The sequence below is a fragment of the Xanthobacter wiegelii genome, assembly GCF_043193855.2.
GTDB lineage: Bacteria > Pseudomonadota > Alphaproteobacteria > Rhizobiales > Xanthobacteraceae > Xanthobacter > Xanthobacter flavus_A.
In genome coordinates, this window is the sequence record NZ_CM195529.1 from 3,025,107 (window position 1) to 3,042,363 (window position 17,257).

Consider the following 17,257-nt stretch of genomic DNA (forward strand, 5'->3'; position numbering starts at 1 on the left):
CGGCACCTCGGCCGCCCCGAACAGGCCGGCACCAGCGCGCAGGCCCCCTATTCCCGACCGGAGAGATTTTTTGCGGCAGACGACACCGGCAAGGCGGCGAGCCGGCTCCTGAGGCGGGGGACGATGAACGTCACGAAGGCGCGCAGCTTCGCCGCCGGTAGGCGCGCCTCGGGATAGACGATGGCCACGGGCAAAGGCGGGCCTTCATAGTCCTCCAGCAGCAGCACGAGGCGCCCGGCGGCCACCGCCTCCTCCACCTGATAGGAGAGCACCCGGGTGATGCCGCGCCCGCGCACGGCGGCATCGATGGCCGCCTCGGCGCCGTTGACCACATAGTGCGCGCGCACATTCACCTGCTTGCGCGAGCCACCGCCGGGGCCGGGCGCGAAGCTCCAGGTGGCATTGTCCGTGACCTGCGAGAAGGAGACGATGCGGTGGCCCGCAAGCTCCGCCGGCACACGCGGCACGCCATGGGCGGCAAGATACGCGGGGCTGGCGCAGACCACGCGCCGCACCTCCCCCACCCGCGTCGCGACGAGGCTGGAATCCGGCAGATGACCGATGCGCACCGCTGCGTCGTGGCCTTCGTCGATCAAGCTCACCACGCGATCCACCAGCAGAAGGCGCGCTTCCAGCTTCGGGTTCGCCTCCAGCAATTCCTCCACCAGCGGCGCCACATGCAACCGCCCGAAAGTGACGGGCGCTGTGAGGGAGAGGAGACCGCGCGGATCGGTGCGCTCTCCCGCCGCGAGTTGGTCCGCCTCGGCAAGCTCGGCCAGGATGGCGCGGCAGGCGGCGAGATAGCGCTCCCCCGCCCTGGTGAGGTGCAGCGCGCGGGTGGTGCGGTGGAGCAGGCGGGTGCCGAGCCGCTCCTCAAGAAGCGCCACGGCGCGCGTGATGGCCGCCGGAGAGCGCCCGAGACGCCGCGCCGCTCCGGCGAGGCTCCCTTCGTCGAGCGCGGCGACGAAGGCGGTCATGGCGTCGATGCGGTCCATGGCTCGATTTCAAGAAGTGAAACAATTGCTTTCAGATTATAGCCGTTCTGCACAAGAGCGGGAAGCCTTAGCTATTCGTCACCGGGCCGCGAACGAACGCCGACCCGAAGCGAAACGCGAAAGGCACTCCCATGGGCCACTCTTCAAGCCGCATCCCCGCCCTCGATCCCGCCACCACCACTGGCAAGGCGAAGGACCTGCTCTCCGCCGTCCAGGCGAAGTTCGGCGCCACCCCCAACCTGTTCAAGGTCGCCGCCAACGCCCCGGCCGCTCTTGAAGGCCTCATTGGCCTGTCCGGCGCGTTGGGTGGCGGCGCCCTGCCGGCGAAGACGCGCGAAAGCCTCGCCATTGCCGTCGCCGAGGTGAATGGGTGCGACTATTGCCTTTCCGCCCACACCCTCATCGGCAAGGGCGCCGGCCTCTCCGAGGCCGACATCACCCTTGCCCGCGCCGGCCGCGCGGCGGACAGCAAGGCGGAAGGCGCCATCGCGTTCGCCCGTGCCGTGGTCGCCCGTCGCGGCCAGGTGAGCGATGCAGACCTCGCCGCCGCCCGCGCCGCCGGCCTCGACGACGGCGCGCTGGTCGAAGTGGTGGCGCACGTCGCCGTGAACATCTTCACCAACTACCTCAACAACGTCGCCGGCACCGAGATCGACTTCCCCGTGGTGCGCTCCGGCGCGCCGCGGGCCGCCTGAGGCCTGCGGCCGGCATCCGAACGCACCCTTCCGGGCGAACCGCCCCCAAACAGCGGAGCGCGGGCGGGTGCCGGCCGAAACCTCACCGCCGGGCTCCCCACAGGGCCAGAAGCCAGTTTGTTTTCCGAAGGAGGCTGCCATGTCCGAACCCCTTGCAATCACGCCCTCCAGCGATGTCGCCTTCACGGCGGCGGTGAAGGCCGCGCAGCAGGCGCGTGGCTCCCGCCAGGCCTATGCCCGCGTCGAGGCACGCGGCGGCTTCCGCACGGAGCTGACGCCGGATTTCGTGCAGTTCATCGGCGGCATCGACACCGCCTTCCTCGCCACCGCCAACGCCGCCGGCCAGCCCTATGTGCAGCATCGCGGCGGGCCGAAGGGCTTCATCCGCGTGCTGGACGAACACACCCTCGGCATGGCGGATTTCAGCGGCAACCGGCAATACGTCACGGTCGGCAATGCCTCGGAGAACCCGAAGGCCTTCCTCTTCCTGATGGATTACACCCACCGCCGCCGCATCAAGGTGTGGGGCGAGCTTTCCGTGGTGGAGGGCGACGCGGACCTCGTGGCGCGGCTGATGCCGGAAGACTACGGAGCTATCCCAGAGCGCGCCTTGCTCCTCAAGGTCTCCGCCTGGGACGTGAACTGCCCGCAGCACATCCCGCAGAAGATCGACGCGCCGCTGGTCGCCGCCGCCTTGGAGGAGCGCGAGGCGCGTATCGGCGCACTGGAGGCGGAAGTCGCCCGCCTGCGCGGCCGTCTGGGCGAAGCCGGCACGTGACGCCACGCCCCCGCTTCACTCGTTCGTGAGCGACGTAACGGAGGTCGTGTCCCCCGCGAAATCTCTCTCAGACAAGCAAGCCGGAACGGGGGCGTGCCATGACCGACCTGTGCGAGGACGTGCGCGCCTGTGCCATCGCCGTGATGGCGAAAGCGTCGGCGGCGGGGCGCACCAAGACCCGGCTCTGTCCGCCGCTCGATCCCCGGGAAGCGGCGGCGTTCAACACCGCCTTCATTCAGGACATCGTGGGCAACATCCTCGCCGCCGGGCATATGACGCCCATCACGCCCTACGTGGCCTATGGTCCGGCGGGGGCCGCGCATTTCTTCGATGCCGTGCTGCCGCCCGGCGTCGGCCGGATGGAGGCTGTGGCCCCCGGCTTCGGCGCCTGCCTCACGATGACCCTCGCCCACCTCTTCGCTTCGGGACATCCGGCGGCGGCGGTGCTGAACGCGGACAGCCCGACGCTTCCCCCTGCCCTGCTCGCGGAACTCGCCCATGTGCTCGCCCAGCCCGGCGACCGCGCGGTTCTCGGCCCGTCCACGGACGGCGGCTATTACGTGCTGGGGCTGAAGGCGCCGCACTGGCACCTGTTCGCAGACATCGACTGGAGCACCGAGCGCGTCTTCGCGCAGACGATGGCGCGCGCCACCGAGATCGGCTTGCCCGTCCATGTGCTCCCGACTTGGTACGACGTGGACGACGCCCATGCCCTGCGGCTGCTCCATGGCGAATTGATCGCCGGCATTCCATTCGGCCCCGCGCCCCATGCCCGGGGCGACGCGCGCAACAGCACCAACCTCCTGAGGCGCCTCCTCGCCCACGCCGACCTCGCCGAACGGTTGGGCTTGCCCGTCGCCGACACCGATCCGCTTTGCCGCCGCGCATCCTGAGCGCGACTGCCCCTGACTTCCAGCAACGGACCTTGCCGATGAATGCTCTCACCCCCGGCGCACCCGCCGTCTCGCGACGCTATTTCGAGCGGGCGGAAACGGAGCGCACCAGCGTGCCGGTGCGAAAGCCGGTCTGCCTCTATCTGGAGACCACGAACCGCTGCAACCTGCTCTGCACCACCTGCCCGCGCACCTATGAGGAGCTTGAACCGCCCGCGGACATGAGCTGGGAGCTGTTCACCTCCATCGTGGACCAGATCCCCGATCTCGAACGCTGTGTGCTGCATGGCGTCGGCGAGCCGATGCTGGTGCCGGACCTCGACCGCATGGTCCGCTACCTGAAGGACCGCGGCACCTACGTTTTGTTCAACACCAACGGCACGGTGCTGACCGAGAAGAACGGCCGCGCCATGATCGCCGCCGGTCTCGACGAGCTGCGCGTCTCGCTCGACGCCGCCAACGCGCATTCCTACCGCGCCATCCGGGGCAAGAACTATTTCGACCGCATCCTGAAGAACGTCCGCGCCTTCCGCGAGCTTCAGGAGCGCGAGGGCCACACCAATCCCCGCGTCTCCGCCTGGCTCACCGGGCTCAAGGAGACGATCTGTGAGCTGCCGGACTTCGTGCGCGTGGCGGCGGACCTCGGCGTGCGGGAAGTCTATCTCCAGCGCCTTGTCTTCTTCGAGCAGGAAGCCATCGGCCGCGCCAGGCCGGACCAGGCGCTCTACGAGCAGATCAACACCGACGAGGCCGCCTATATCGCCGAGGCGGCGCGGGTGGCGGCGGAGCTGGGGATGGTCTTCTCCGCCTCCGGCGCGGCCTCCGAGCCCGGCATGAGCCTGAAGCGGCCGGAGGACGGCTCGCCATGGTCCATGTGCCGGCGGCCGTGGACGGTGATGTACTTCACCGCCAACGGGCGCGCCCTGCCCTGCTGCATCGCCCCCTTTTCCCAGCGCGGATACGAGAACTACACGCTGGGCGACGCGAAGACCCAGCCGCTCTCCGACATCTGGCACGGCGACGCCTACAAGGCGTTCCGCGCCGGCCTCCTCTCCGAAACGCCGCCGGCCGCCTGTGCCAACTGCGGCCTGCGCTGGAGCCTCTAGATGGCCCGCGCAGACGCTCCGAGGATCGCCCTCGTCATCCCGACGCTGAACGAAGCCGAGGCCATCGCCGGCACCCTCGCCGAGATTCCGAAAGGCATCGTCGATCTCGTGGTGGTCGCCGATGGCGGCTCCACAGACGGCACGCGGGAGATCGCGGCCTCAGCCGGCGCGACCGTCCTCGCCTCCGGACGCGGCTTCGGCCGCGCCTGTCTCGCAGGCGTGTGCGAGGCGCGCGACGCCGACATCATCGCCTTCATGGATGCGGACGGGGCGGACGACCCCGCCTTCCTGCCCGCCCTGCTGAAACCGCTCGCCGAGGGCAAGGCGGATTTCGTCATCGCGTCCCGCACCCGCGGCGTGCGCGAGCCGGGCGCCATGGCCTGGCATCAGGTGGCGGCGGGGCGGGCGGCGGGCATCGGCATGCGCGCGCTCTACGGCGTCGCCTATTCGGACATGTGCACTTTCCGCGCCATCCGCCGGGAGGCGCTGCTCGGCCTCGGCATGCGGGAACTCACCTACGGCTGGAACATCGAGATGCAGATGCGCGCCGCCCGCGCCGGGCTCGCCATCGTCGAGATTCCGGTCGCCTACCGCCGCCGCAGGGGCGGCGTCTCCAAGGTCGCCGGCAACCTCTCCACCACGCTGACCGCCGGCAGCCGCATCGTCTCCACCTTCCTGCGGGTCGCGACCCAGAGCGCCGCGCCCGCCGTCGCGCCGAACAAGATGTGAGTGACCGCCATGCTGCTCCAGCCGCTCGATGACACCGACGACCTCTCGCGCATCCGCGCCGTGCCTGTCCCCTCCGGCTTTCTGCCGCTGATCGAGCGGGCCGATCACCGCGCGCCATCGGTGTTCCGGCCCGAGAACATGATGCGCGAGGCGCGCCGCCAGAAGGGGCTCGACGCCGGCCCGGTGCCGCGCGTGGTGCTGCTCGATCCCGACGGCGACATGGTGGACTATGTGCGCGACCACTTCGGCGCGACGCGCTCGCCCTACTGGGCCTGCTACCACACGGACATGTGGACCTGGGAGGCAGGCGGCCTCTCCTTCGGCATCGTCGGATATGCGGTGGGCGCGTCCTTCTCCGTGCTGGTGGCGGAGCAGGCCTTCGTCTGCGGCTGCGAGCTTTTGATCTCGGTGGCCTCCGCCGGGCAGATCGCCGCGCACGCGCCGCCGTCCTACCACATCATCATCGACCGGGCGCTCCGCGACGAGGGCACGAGCTACCACTATCTGCCGCCCGCGCCCTTCGCCCCGGCGGACCCGGAAGTCATCACCATCGCCCGCGCCGCCTGCAGCGACGAGGCTGGGCCGGTGCTGACCGGGGCCACCTGGACCACTGACGCCCCCTTCCGTGAAACCGAGGCCGCCATCGCCCGCCGCAAGGCCGAGGGGCTGCTGGCGGTGGAGATGGAGGCGGCCGCGCTCTACGCCTTCGCGCAGGCGCAAGGCAGGCCGGTGCTCTGCCTCGCGCACGTCACCAACCAACTCGGCCAGGTGCATGGCGACTTCGAGAAGGGCGACGACAACGGCGCGGCGCGCTCCATCGCCCTCGCCGTCGGCTTCGCCAAGGCCTGGATGGCGCACTGCGCCGTCCACCCCCGCTGAGAGGACGGCCCCGATGCTCGACCGCACCGCCTATCTCGCCCTCGACGCCGAAAGCCTGCCCCACCGCCTCGGCGGCCGACCGGAGCTTCTGGACCGCCTCGGGCCGGCCGATGCCTGGCAGGTGCGGGAGGTGGGGGACGGCAACCTCAACCTCGTCTTCATCGTCGAGGGGCCGAAGGGCTCCGTCGTGGTGAAGCAGGCCCTGCCCTATGCCCGCGTAGTGGGCGAGAGCTGGCCCATGTCCCTCGATCGCGCCTTCTTCGAGCACGAGGCGCTGTCGCGCCTTGGCACGCGCGATCCCGGGCGCACGCCGGAACTCCTCTTCTTCGACCCCGCCCAGGCGATGCTCGCCATGGAGCATCTGACACCGCACAAGGTGGTGCGCCGCGCCTTCATGGCGGGGGAGGAGCTGCCGCTGCTCGGCACCCATCTCGGGCTCTATCTCGCCCGCACGCTGTTCCGGGGCTCGGACTGGTGCATGCCCACGCTGGCGCGCAAGGCCGATCTCGCCTTGTTCGCGGGCAATGCGGAACTCGCCGGCATCACCGAGGAACTGGTTTTCTCGGACCCGTTCAAGGCCGCGCCTCTCAACCGGCATACGCCGGGGCTGGAGGACATCGCGAGCGCCTTCCGCGCCGACCGCCCTCTGAAGCTCGCGGCGGTGGAGATGAAGGCGCGCTTCTGCACCTGCGCCGAGACCCTGCTGCACGGCGACCTCCACACCGGATCGGTGATGGCGACGCCCACCGACACAAGGGTCATCGACGCGGAGTTCGCCCTCTATGGCCCCATGGGGTTCGATGTGGGCGTATGCCTCGCCAACCTCTGGATGGCCGCCTTCGCGCAGGAGGCCCACCGCGCCGACGCGCGGGCGGCGGGCTCGTACAGCGCATTCCTGCTCGCCACCGCCGGCACCCTGTGGCGGACCTTCGAGGCGGACTTCTCGCGCCTGTGGGCACACGAGCGCACCGGCATCCTCGGTGGCTTCGATCTGTTCGAGGCGCAGGGGGATGAGGGCGGCGCGACGGTGGCGCTTACGACGCATCTCACTGGCGTCTGGCAGGACGCATTGGGCTTCGCCGGCATGGAGATCATCCGCCGCATCCTCGGCCTCGCCCATATCGCCGAGTTCGAGACCATCGCGGATGTGGTCCTGCGCGCGCGGCTGGAACGGCGCGCCCTCGGCTTCGGCCGTCATCTGGCGCTGAACCGGTGGCAGATCCCCTCCATCGAGGCGGCGAACCTGCTGGCGGAAACGGAAAGGACGCGGCCGTGACCGCGCCCTTTCCCCATCAGCGCCGGGTGATGGCGATGCGGATGATGTCGTCCGCCGGCACGCTCTGGCCCGCCCCCGGTGTCCACGCCGCGAGCTTCGGCAGGTCGTCGCGCGGAATGTCGAGGAGTGCGATCTGCCGCCCGAGGATCGCCACCGTCTCGATGGGTACCGGCACGGGGCGGCCACCGCGGCCGAACCATCCGCCCACCGGCACCACCAGCACGATGCCACCCTCCGGCGTGCGCGCCACCTCTGTGACGAAGCCCAGCGTGCGGTCATCGAAATCGAGCAGCGGCAGGCCCACGAGATCGCCTACCCGCACCTTTTGCGGAAAGCGCGTGGCCATGCGTTCGGCGGGGGTGAGAGCGTCCTCCGCCGGCTGCGTCTGGGTGCTGGCGTGGGGCGGACCGGCGGCGAAGGACGGCGCGCCGGCGGCGGTGGCGCCGAGGACAAGGGCGAGCGCAAGAACAGAACGACTGGGGCGCATGCGAAGTCTCCAAGATCGTTTTATCGACGATATACGTCATCATTTACGATGAATGGTCAATATTTATTACGTGACACAAAATGAAATTCAATAATCCCGAAACGCGAGGGATGCACATGAAAGACAACATATCAAGACGCATGCATCCGCTCCCCTTGCGGATCATGCACTGGACCAATGCCATCGCCATGATCGTGATGATCGGTAGCGGCTGGAAGATCTACAATGACGAGGTGATCTTCGGCTTTCTGCATTTCCCGCAGGCCATCGTGCTCGGGGTGTGGGCACAGCACGCGCTCCAGTGGCACTTCTTCGGCATGTGGGTGCTGGTGCTGAATGGCCTCGCCTATCTCGCCTACGGCGTCGCCACCGGTCGCTTCGCCCGCCTGTTCTTCCCCATCCGGCCGCGCGAAGTGATTGCCGAGGCCGTCGCCGCGTTGAGCTTTCGCCTGAAGCACCAGGATCTCACCCACTACAATGCGGTGCAGAAGGTGCTCTATGTGGGTGTCATCACCATCATCGTGGTGCAGGTGGCCTCGGGCCTCGCCATCTGGAAGCCGGTGCAGTTCTCCGGGCTCGTCTCGATGCTCGGCGGCTTCCAGTCCGCGCGGCTGATCCACTTCCTCGGCATGGCGGCCATCGTGCTGTTCATGGTGGTCCACGTCACCCTTGCGCTGCTCGTGCCGAAGACTCTCGTCGCCATGTTCACCGGCGGCCCCCGCCTGCCCGCCCCCGCCCCCCTGCACGCCGATGGCGCACCCGCGCCCGATCCATCGCGCTGATCTGAGGCCACGCCAATGTCCCTCCGCTCCTTCTTCCGGCCGAACCGGGCCTCCATCGCGCGGCCCGACCAGAGCCTCATGGTCGAGAACCGCGCCCTCCTCGAGCGCATCGATCGCCGCAAGCTGCTGCGCGGCTCGCTGAGCCTCGGCGCGCTGTCGCTCCTCGCCGGCTGCGACATCTCCAATCGCGAGGAGGTTCAGGGCGTTCTGCGCACAGTCTCCGACTTCAACGACGGCGTGCAGGCCGCCCTGTTCGACCCGAAGCGGCTCGCCCCCACCTATTCCCGCGACCTCGTGGTGAAGCCGCCCCGCTTCAACGCCTATTACGAGATCGACGAGGTGAAGCCGGTGGACGTCTCCACCTGGCAATTGGAACTCTCCGGCCTCATCAAGGACAAGCGGCCGTGGACGCTGGACCGCATCAATGCCCTGCCGCAGCAGGAAGTCATCATCCGCCACATCTGCGTGGAGGGTTGGGACTATATCGGCCAGTGGTCCGGGCCGAACCTGAGGGATTTCCTCACCCGCGTCGGTGCGGACCTTTCGGCCAAGTACATCGCCTTCTACGGCAACGACGATTACATGGAGAGCATCGACATGGCCTCGGCGCTCCACCCGCAAACTATACTCGCCACCCATTATGCGGGCGAACCCATCACCGACCCGTTCGGCGCCCCGATGCGGCTGCGCACCGCGGTAAAGCTCGGCTACAAGAATCCCAAATGGATCCGCGCCATCGAAGTGACCAACACCTACCCTCTTGGGTTCTGGGAGAAGCAGGGATTCAACTGGTTCGCCGGCCTGTGACGGCCGGCGCTGCCCGGTGATGGTTTCCCTTCCGAGCCTTCTCCCGTGCATCCTGCTGGCGCTCTTCCTGTGGGCCTTGCCCGGCTGGCTTCTCGCGCGGCGACTGGGGCAAGGCCGCACCGCGGCGCTGGCGCTCGCTCCGGCGCTCGGATGGGCGACGCAGACACCGGCTGCCCTCGCCGTGGCCCATCTGTTCGGCCTCTCGCCGGTCGTCATCATCGGATCAGCGGCGCTGGTGAGCCTGTGCGCGCTCGCCCTGCCGCGCACGCGGGATGAAGCGGCCTTTCCGCTCTCCGCGCTCGTGTTCGCGGGGCTCCTTGCTCTGGTGCCCATGCTGGGGGTGCTGCCGAAGGTGACGGCGGACGGCGCCATCGCCCTCGCCTCACCCATCTACGATCACGCCAAGATCATCCTGATCGACGAGATCGCCCAGAACCGGGCCATCCCCCCAGCCAACCCGGTGTTCGGGGCAGGCGGCGCGGCAGGGACGGTGGCCTATTATTATCTCTGGCACTTCGGCGCAGCGGAACTCGCCCTCCTCTCCGGCGCGCAAGGCTGGGCGGCAGATGCTGCAGCCACCTGGTTCACCGGCTTCGCCGCGCTGGCGCTGGTGGCGGGGCTCGCCTTCCGCCTGAACCCCAGCCTATCCGCGCCCTTCCTCGCGCTCCTCGCCGCATCGGCGGGCTCCCTGCGGCCGGTCCTTGCGGCGCTGTTCGGTGGGGCGCGGGTGGACCACGTGCTCGAACCCGCCTCGGGCCTCGCCGGTCTTCTCTATCAGACGAGCTGGAGCCCGCATCATGTGAGCTCCGCCACCGCCTGTGTGATCGCGGTGCTGCTCATGGCGCGGCTGCGCGCCGGGCGGTGCGCCGGGGAGGCTACGGTGCTCGCGGGCCTGATCGGGCTGGCGGCTGCGGCTGCGTTCGGCAGTTCCCTGTGGGTGGGCGGGGTGACCTTCGCTCTGGCGGGAACGGCGGCGGCGCTGGTGCTGGGCCTCTCACCTCCTCCGGTGGGGCGACTGCGGTTCCTTGCGGCACTGGCCGGCGCGGCGCTGGTGGCGCTGGCGCTGGTGGCCCCTTTGCTGATGGCGCAGATCCATGCGGCGGCAGCGCGGGGGAGCGGCATGCCCGTCCAGATGGTCCCCTTCCCCGTGCTCGGACCGGGATGGCCGCAGGCTCTGCGCGCGGTGCTCGATCCCCTCTCCTATGGGCTGGTACTGCTGCCGGTGGAGTTTCCCGGCGTCCTGTTCGCCGGCGTCGTGGGTTTCGCTCTGGTCTTTACCGGGCGAGTGGCCGGCAGGGCCGAGCAGCAGACGGCTCGGGCGCTCGGGGCGCTCGTCATTGTCGCTCTGGCGGTCAGCGCGGCCCTGCAAAGCACCGTGGGGGAGAACAACGATCTCGGCTGGCGCGCCGTCCTGCCGGCGGTGCTGGTGCTCGCGGCCTTTGCCGGCGCCGCGCTCGCGGCAGCACTGTCTCGGGCGGTCGAGACGACGCGCGCCCGGACCGGGCTCGCGCTGCTGGCCGCCGGCCTCGCGCTCATTGCCATCGGCTTGCCGGACACCCTCGCCCTCGCCCGGCGCAACATCGCGGGCGAGCAGAGCGCCGATGGCCGAACATTCGCTAGCGATCCGGCGCTGTGGCAGGCGGTGCGGCGGCACGTGGGACCGCAGGTGCGGATCGCCAGCAATCCGGCGCGGCTGGAGAAGCTGACGCCCTGGCCGATCAACCTGTCGTGGGCGCTCCTGTCGCGCCGCCGTTCGTGCTTCGGCGGCGAGGAGATGGCGCTCGCCTTCGCGCCCCTCTCCGCATCGGCGCGCACGGACGCGGCGGCCCTCTTCGGTCGGGTGTTCGCCGGGATGGGAACGGCGGAGGATGTCGCGACCCTGCGCCGGACCTTCGGCTGCGACGGCATTGTCGTCACGCCGCAGGACGGCGCGTGGACCGCCGATCCCTTCGTATCCAGCGCCCTCTATCGGCTGGCTGAAGAGAAAGACGGGCGCTGGCGCATCTATGTGGCGCGCGAGGCCGCGCCCTGAGCGTCTGCCCCAACAACGAAGCCAGCGGCGTTGGATTCGCCGGTTCACTCTCGGCACGAGCCGCGCGGGTTCATGCGGTCGCCCGCTTTCGCGCGGCAGCACCGTCACTGGGGGCTTCAAGAAGCCCGATTGGCGCAGGCGCGTCTCGAACTCCATCGCCGGCACCGGCCGTCCGAACAGATAGCCCTGCCCCTCCGGGCAATGACGGTCCGCGAGACAGGCGCGGTACGGCGCTTAGGGCGTGCGCATAGCTCCCGCCTTCTCTCAGCATTCCGCGCCGAGGTTTTCATTGACCTCCCAGACACCGCGACTAGAATATGGGACGACGTTCCAAATATTGATACGGCGGTCGTTGCCGGACCCCTGGGGGCATCAGGCAGCCTTTCCGGCGGACAAGATCGGCGCACGGACGGCAGGAGTGCCCATGTCAGGAAGCAGCAGGTTCCGCACTTTCATCCGTGAGCTCACCCTGCTCGCGGACCAGCGCCTTGACGAGCCGGCCATGCTGCAGGCCGCAAAGCCGCTGATGAGCGACCTGATCTCCAACGACGAATGGTTGCCCGACGCCTTCGCCCGCCCGGACGAGCGCACCTACCAGCAGTATCTGCTCCATTGCGACCCGCTCGAGCGGTTCAGCCTGGTCAGTTTCGTATGGGGGCCAGGCCAGGAGACGCCGATCCACGACCACACGGTCTGGGGCCTGCTTGGCGTCCTGCGCGGATCGGAAACCTCCCAGCGCTACCAGATCGCCGAGGGGGCGATGCAACCCGAAGGGGCCCTCGAAATTCTCGAAAGCGGCGACATCGACATGGTCTCGCCGACCATCGGAGACATTCACAAGGTGAAAAATGGGAGCCTCAGCAAATCCTCTGTTTCCATTCACCTCTATGGCGGAAACATCGGCGCGATAAACCGTCACGCGTACGCCAGAGACGCAAATATCAAGACATTTCGCAGCGGCTACTCTCGCAATGTCACTCCCAATTTCTGGGAGCACAAGTAGAGAGCCGGCGGGCGCGGCCGCCGTCAAGATCCATCGAGTTTGCACGGCAATCCCCCAAAGCCCGGGCGACGGCCTGCCTGACCTGTTTTCAGGAGAAGAGATTGAAACCCCTTGCCGGAGTGAAAGTCGTCGAATTCTGCACCGTGGCCGCAGGCCCGTTCTGCGCGATGCTGCTCGCAGACATGGGCGCAGACGTCATCAAGGTGGAGAATCCGGACGGCGGCGACTCCATGCGCCAATGGCCCCCGCTGAGCGGGGGGTTCAGCGAGAACTTCGCCTCTTTGAACCGGAACAAGCGATCGGTCACGCTGGATCTCAAGGGCACGCGCGACAAGCAGCGCGCGCTGGATCTGATCGCGGCGGCGGACGTCGTGGTGGAAAACAGCCGGCCGGGCGTGATGGCGCGGCTCGGGCTGGATTATGCCTCGGTCAGCGAGGGACACCCGGGCCTTGTCTATTGCTCGATCTCGGCATTTGGACAGGAAGGACCCCGCTCTCGCGAGGCGGGTTTCGACCTCACGCTTCAGGCGATGAGCGGCGTCATGAGCGTGACCGGCGAGCCGGGCAGCCCACCCGTCAAGTGCGGCGTGCCGATCTCCGATTTCGGCACCGGTCTCTATGCGGCCTACGCCATCGCCGCGGCGCTCTTCCATGTGCGGGGCGGCGGGCGGGGGGGCCATATCGACGCCTCCATGTTCGGCGCCTCCCTCGCCATGGGGGCGCTGCAGACCAGCGAATATTTCGGCAGCGGCAGGGACCCGCGGCGCCTCGGCTCGGCGCACCCCCGCAACGCGCCGTATCAGGCCTTCCGGGCCAAGGACGGCTACTTCGCCATGGCCGCCGGCAACAATGGGCTCTATCGCGCGGCGTGCGAGGCCATCTCCCGCCCCGATCTGTTCGAGGATCCGCGCTTCGCCTCCACCGGCCTGCGGGCGCAGAACCAGGCCGACCTCCTGGAGATCCTGGAACAGGAATTCGCCGCCTTCACCTGCGAGGACTTGCTGGCGATGTTCCGCAAAGCCGGGGTGCCCTGCGCGCCGATCAACACCTATTCGCAGGCCCTGGCCGATCCGCAGGTCGCCCACATGGAATGGGTTCAGCCGGTGCAGCTTCCCTCGGGCGTGATGACCAAGACCTTCGTTTCGCCCCTGCGCATTTCCGGCAAGGGCTTCGGCATCGACCGGCCGCCGCCGCAGCTTGGCGAGCACAATGACGAGGTCTTCCAGACGGCCCCGAGCCGCGAGACGGCTTAGGGGGCTCAAAACGCGGCCGGCGATGTCACCGGCCGGCCGCAGGTCAGGCCCGTCAGGCCATCGGCTTCGGCGGGTTGAACGCGCGCGCCGACATGAGAGCGGGATTGTGGCCGAGCGCCCGTGACAGATCGACGGCCGTCCGCATGACCACGTCCCTGTATCGCGACGGGAAGCTGTCCTGCAGCCGGTCGACAGGGCCGGAAATGCCGATCGCGGCGACGGGGGCTCCCGTGCCGTCTTTGACGATGGCCGCCAGTCCCCACACGCTCTCGCGCCATTCGCCGCGATTCACCGCAAATCCCGCATCCCTGATCTGCGCCAGTTCCTCGCGCAGCCGGCCCAGCGTGGAGATGGAATTCGGCGTGAAAACCGCGAGCGGATCGGAGAAGACGCGCAGCGCTTCGTCCTGCTGGTAGGCCAGAAGCGCCTTTCCGGACGCGACGCAATGCGCCGGCGCCCGGCCACCGATGGAGGAATAGGCCCGCACCGGATGCGGACTTTCGATCTTGTGGAGATAGATGACCTCGGCGCCATCGAGGACCGCAAGATGGATCGTCTCAAGGGTCGCATCCGCCAGCGTGCGCATGAACGGCTCGGCGACCTGCCGCACATCGAGCCGCCCCAGCACCTGCCCCGCCAACTCGAAGACTTTCAGCGTGCAGTCATAAGTGCCGCCCGGCAACGCCCGCACGAAGCCGGCGGCGACGAGCGTCTGAAGCGTGCGGTGCGCGTTGCTCTTGGTCATATCGAGCTCGCGCGCAAGCTCGCTGACGCCTCCGGGCGCGGGTCGACCGGCCAGATGCTCCAGAACGCGCAGTCCCTTGAGAAGTGTACGATCCACTGTATCACTATTCAGTACGGAGCATTAAAGGGCGTAACTGCCTTCCCCGGAGAGGTCAAGCTTGGGCAGGTCCTGCTCAACCGGGGCCGGCCGGATCAGGCCGTCTTCTGTCTGGCCGAGGCCAGAACGTGAGCGCGATAGGCGACGATGCGCGCCTTGAGGCCGTCGCGGGCGGCGGAGCGGCAGAGGTCCGCAAGCTCTGCATCGGCATCCCCAACCTTGGTGGCTCCGCGCAAGGCGGCTACTGTCTGCGGGTCGAGGCGCTTCGCCTCCCGCACGAGGTCCGCCAGCGCGGCATCGATGTCCTCCTCCGCGATCTGCTCGGTCACGAGACCGATGGCCAGTGCGCGGGCGGAGTCGATGACCTCGCCCCGCAACAGAATGCTGCGGGCACGGTCGCGACCGACGCGGCTGGCAAGGCGAGCGGTGCCGAGCACCAGTCCGAAGCCGGAGCCGGGAAACGCGAAACGGGGCGTCTCCACCGCAATGCGATGATCGCAGGCTGCGAAGAGATCGGCGCCCGCCCCGAACACGCTGCCACGCCCGAGCGCCACGGTCACGACAGGCGCATCGAACACCTTGCGCAGAAACCCCTCGATGGTCACGAACCGCAGCAGAAGGTCGCCGTCGCTCTCGCTGTCGAGATCGGACAGGTCAAAGCCAGTGCAGAAATGGCGCCCCGCGCCCTCGAAAACGACCAGACGCGCGCCCTGCGTGAGGGCGGCGTCGAAGGCGCGATCAAGGTCGCGCACCGCGGCCCCGCTAAGGGCATTGCCCTTCTCCGGCCGGCTCAGAACGATGCGACACACGGCGTCGTCGAGAGACCAGGTCAGAGTGGCGTCGGCCATGATCGGATTCCTTCGTCCGCAGTCGGAATGCTGTCTCGGTCACAAGCGAGCGCAGGGCGCTATATAGAATAGTGTTCTAAATAATAAAACAACATACGGTCTGGCGCATGCCGGCAGTCCGAATCTCCGTCGGCCGACCGCGCTGGCCGCCTCAACCGGGAGGCACGGGGCTCGAGCGCCCAAGACCTCAAGGAGTGATCTTCCCCCGAGAAAGTGGACGGGGTTAAGCCGCTCTGCGTTCCCTCTCGGCCGGGCTGATGTAGCCGAGGGCCGAGTGCAGGCGGCGGGGATTGTCGAAGCCCTCAATGTATCCGAACAGATCCCGTCGCGCCTCGGCCCTGGTGGCATAGAGGCGATGGTGGACCCGCTCGGTTTTCAGGGTGTGGAAGAAGCTCTCCATTGGCGCATTGTCCCAGCAATCGCCCTTGCGGCTCATGGATGGGGTGATGCCCGCGGTAGCAAGCGCCCCGCGATAGGCTTCGGAAGCGTATTGGATGCCGCGGTCCGAATGGTGGATCAGGCCGGGTGCCGGCCGCTGGCGCTCGATGGCCATGGCGAGGGCTTCCAGCGCGATCTGTGTGTGCAATGTCTCGCGCATGGACCAGCCGACCAGCTTGCGGGTGTGCATGTCGAGCACGCCGGCAAGGGTGAGCCAGCCCTCGCCGGTGGGGATGTAGGTGAGGTCCGCCAGCCAGATCTGGTTCGGCACGGAGGTCCTGAAATTGCGGGCGAGCCTGTTGGGAGCGATCGGATAGCAATGGCGGCTGTCGGTCGTCCGCGTGCGCCTTGGCAAGGCGGCCAGGCCCCGGATGCCGGCGCGGCGCATCAGCCGCTCGATGCGGGAACGGCCCACGCGCCGACCGTGCCCTCTCAGGACCGCATGGATCCGGGGCGCGCCATAGGTCCCGCTGCTCTGCGCGTGGATCAGCCGGATGTCGTCGGTGAGCGCCCGGTTGGTGTGCGCGCGCAAGCTCTCCGGCCGGGCGCGCCAGGCATAATAGCCGCTGGCCGACAGCCCGAGGGCCGCGCACATCACGCGAACCGGCCACACAGCGCGATGCTCATCGACGAACCCGAACTTCATCGGGAGGCCACTCCGAAGATGAGCGCGGCTTTTTTTAAGATGTCGCGCTCCATCCGCAGGCGCTCGTTCTCCCGCCTGAGCCGGGCGTTCTCCGCAGCAAGGTCCGCCGGCGACGGGCCCGCCGCCTGCAGGATCGGGCGCCGCGCCGGCCCCGTCGCCTGTGGTGCCAGATCTCTCACCCACCGCCGCAGAACCGTCTCGTGCAGCCCCAGCTCCTGCGCCACCTGCCCGGCGGAAAGACCGCTGGAGGTTACCCGCTCAACGGCCTCCCGCTTGAACGCCTCTGGAAACACCCGGCGCCGTGTGCCCATCGAACACTCCTCTGAAGCTCGCAAAAGCTAACATGGGTGTCCACAAAAACGGGGGAGGATCAGTGGCGGTTCTGCCATGCGAATCTTGGTGATCGAGAACTGCTGCCAGATATAGTTCTTCTGAGCCGGCGTCAGCTTGCCGGCACGGTCAGCGGCAAAGACGAGGCTGGCCATCGACACCCGCCAAACACGCTTCAGTGCGGCGAGCCTTGGGAGGTCCGTGCGGCCAGTACCGAAATGAGATTTGACATCCTGCGTTGGCGTCAGGAAGCGAGGTCGGCAAGGCCGGCACCAGCCGCCATTGCCCACCTGCCGTGCCCCTTGTCGATGGCGGCGCCCACGGGGAAGGCGGCAATGCCCCCGAGGGCAAGGCCGAGCGTCGCGGCGCCGAACAGATCCGGCTTCGACCAGCCGAGGTCGCGCTCCATGGCCTCCGCCACGAGGGGAAAGCTGTAGTA

Annotated in this window: 18 protein-coding genes; 12 read left to right on the forward strand and 6 right to left on the reverse strand. The window is 68.4% G+C overall.

Features of this window, described 5'->3' with window-relative positions; genetic code table 11:
* Nucleotides 1-47 precede the first annotated feature (47 nt).
* Nucleotides 48-995, reverse strand: coding sequence for a LysR family transcriptional regulator (locus tag V5F63_RS13990; protein WP_394102331.1), 948 nt, complete (start codon nucleotides 993-995; stop codon nucleotides 48-50).
* 131 nt (nucleotides 996-1,126) lie between these two features.
* Here V5F63_RS13990 and V5F63_RS13995 point away from each other — a divergent pair, with 131 nt between their 5' ends.
* From V5F63_RS13995 to mtnK, 7 genes are all read left to right on the forward strand, one after another.
* A complete protein-coding gene (locus tag V5F63_RS13995; protein WP_209483086.1) occupies nucleotides 1,127-1,690 on the forward strand; it encodes a carboxymuconolactone decarboxylase family protein in 564 nt (187 codons plus the stop codon).
* A 139-nt stretch (nucleotides 1,691-1,829) separates the two neighbouring features.
* Nucleotides 1,830-2,468 carry a pyridoxamine 5'-phosphate oxidase family protein gene (locus V5F63_RS14000; RefSeq protein ID WP_394029601.1) on the forward strand — a complete coding sequence of 213 codons (639 nt, stop codon included), beginning with the start codon at nucleotides 1,830-1,832 and terminating at the stop codon, nucleotides 2,466-2,468.
* Nucleotides 2,469-2,566: 98 nt separating this feature from the next.
* The gene (locus V5F63_RS14005) at nucleotides 2,567-3,361 is read left to right on the forward strand and encodes a TIGR04282 family arsenosugar biosynthesis glycosyltransferase (protein ID WP_394102330.1); all 795 of its coding nucleotides are present in this window, start codon (nucleotides 2,567-2,569) and stop codon (nucleotides 3,359-3,361) included.
* A gap of 38 nt (nucleotides 3,362-3,399) precedes the next feature.
* A complete protein-coding gene (locus V5F63_RS14010; RefSeq protein WP_394102329.1) occupies nucleotides 3,400-4,467 on the forward strand; it encodes a radical SAM protein in 1,068 nt (355 codons plus the stop codon).
* Entirely contained in the window at nucleotides 4,468-5,196 is a 729-nt protein-coding gene (locus V5F63_RS14015; RefSeq protein WP_209483095.1) for a glycosyltransferase family 2 protein, read from the forward strand. It abuts the gene before it with no gap.
* Nucleotides 5,197-5,205: 9 nt separating this feature from the next.
* Nucleotides 5,206-6,075, forward strand: a complete 870-nt coding sequence (locus V5F63_RS14020; RefSeq protein WP_394102452.1) for a nucleoside phosphorylase — start codon at nucleotides 5,206-5,208, stop codon at nucleotides 6,073-6,075.
* A 13-nt stretch (nucleotides 6,076-6,088) separates the two neighbouring features.
* Complete coding sequence (gene mtnK / locus V5F63_RS14025) at nucleotides 6,089-7,351, forward strand: S-methyl-5-thioribose kinase (protein ID WP_394102328.1); 1,263 nt, start codon at nucleotides 6,089-6,091, stop codon at nucleotides 7,349-7,351.
* A 16-nt stretch (nucleotides 7,352-7,367) separates the two neighbouring features.
* On the opposite strand, the gene V5F63_RS14030 is transcribed toward mtnK, so the two are convergent.
* Nucleotides 7,368-7,838, reverse strand: coding sequence for a PRC-barrel domain-containing protein (locus V5F63_RS14030; RefSeq protein ID WP_394102327.1), 471 nt, complete (start codon nucleotides 7,836-7,838; stop codon nucleotides 7,368-7,370).
* Between the two features lie 140 nt (nucleotides 7,839-7,978).
* On the opposite strand from V5F63_RS14030, the gene V5F63_RS14035 reads away from it, so the two are divergent.
* The 5 genes from V5F63_RS14035 to V5F63_RS14055 all read left to right on the forward strand — a co-directional run bounded on the left by V5F63_RS14035 (nucleotide 7,979) and on the right by V5F63_RS14055 (nucleotide 13,715).
* Nucleotides 7,979-8,620, forward strand: a complete 642-nt coding sequence (locus V5F63_RS14035; RefSeq protein ID WP_394102326.1) for a cytochrome b/b6 domain-containing protein — start codon at nucleotides 7,979-7,981, stop codon at nucleotides 8,618-8,620.
* Nucleotides 8,621-8,635: 15 nt separating this feature from the next.
* Nucleotides 8,636-9,427, forward strand: coding sequence for a molybdopterin-dependent oxidoreductase (locus V5F63_RS14040; RefSeq protein ID WP_209483104.1), 792 nt, complete (start codon nucleotides 8,636-8,638; stop codon nucleotides 9,425-9,427).
* A gap of 19 nt (nucleotides 9,428-9,446) precedes the next feature.
* The gene (locus V5F63_RS14045; protein WP_394102325.1) at nucleotides 9,447-11,459 is read left to right on the forward strand and encodes a hypothetical protein; all 2,013 of its coding nucleotides are present in this window, start codon (nucleotides 9,447-9,449) and stop codon (nucleotides 11,457-11,459) included.
* Between the two features lie 424 nt (nucleotides 11,460-11,883).
* Nucleotides 11,884-12,462: a cysteine dioxygenase family protein gene (locus V5F63_RS14050; protein WP_394102324.1), complete on the forward strand. Its 579-nt coding sequence runs from the start codon at nucleotides 11,884-11,886 to the stop codon at nucleotides 12,460-12,462.
* Nucleotides 12,463-12,563: 101 nt separating this feature from the next.
* Nucleotides 12,564-13,715 (forward strand): CaiB/BaiF CoA transferase family protein, encoded by a 1,152-nt coding sequence (locus V5F63_RS14055; RefSeq protein ID WP_394102323.1) that lies wholly within the window; start codon nucleotides 12,564-12,566, stop codon nucleotides 13,713-13,715.
* Nucleotides 13,716-13,767: 52 nt separating this feature from the next.
* On the opposite strand, the gene V5F63_RS14060 is transcribed toward V5F63_RS14055, so the two are convergent.
* The 4 genes from V5F63_RS14060 to V5F63_RS14075 all read right to left on the reverse strand — a co-directional run bounded on the left by V5F63_RS14060 (nucleotide 13,768) and on the right by V5F63_RS14075 (nucleotide 16,973).
* Complete coding sequence (locus V5F63_RS14060; RefSeq protein ID WP_394102322.1) at nucleotides 13,768-14,556, reverse strand: IclR family transcriptional regulator; 789 nt, start codon at nucleotides 14,554-14,556, stop codon at nucleotides 13,768-13,770.
* Nucleotides 14,557-14,651: 95 nt separating this feature from the next.
* Nucleotides 14,652-15,404: an enoyl-CoA hydratase/isomerase family protein gene (locus V5F63_RS14065; protein WP_394102321.1), complete on the reverse strand. Its 753-nt coding sequence runs from the start codon at nucleotides 15,402-15,404 to the stop codon at nucleotides 14,652-14,654.
* A gap of 223 nt (nucleotides 15,405-15,627) precedes the next feature.
* Nucleotides 15,628-16,799, reverse strand: a protein-coding gene (locus V5F63_RS14070) for an IS3 family transposase (RefSeq protein WP_509210802.1) whose coding sequence is annotated in 2 segments (ribosomal slippage) — nucleotides 15,628-16,529 and nucleotides 16,529-16,799 — 1,173 coding nt in all. Because the reading frame shifts where the segments join, the coding sequence is not laid out codon by codon here.
* Nucleotides 16,800-16,826: 27 nt separating this feature from the next.
* A complete protein-coding gene (locus tag V5F63_RS14075) occupies nucleotides 16,827-16,973 on the reverse strand; it encodes a hypothetical protein (RefSeq protein WP_209483116.1) in 147 nt (48 codons plus the stop codon).
* Nucleotides 16,974-17,257: the final 284 nt, after the last annotated feature.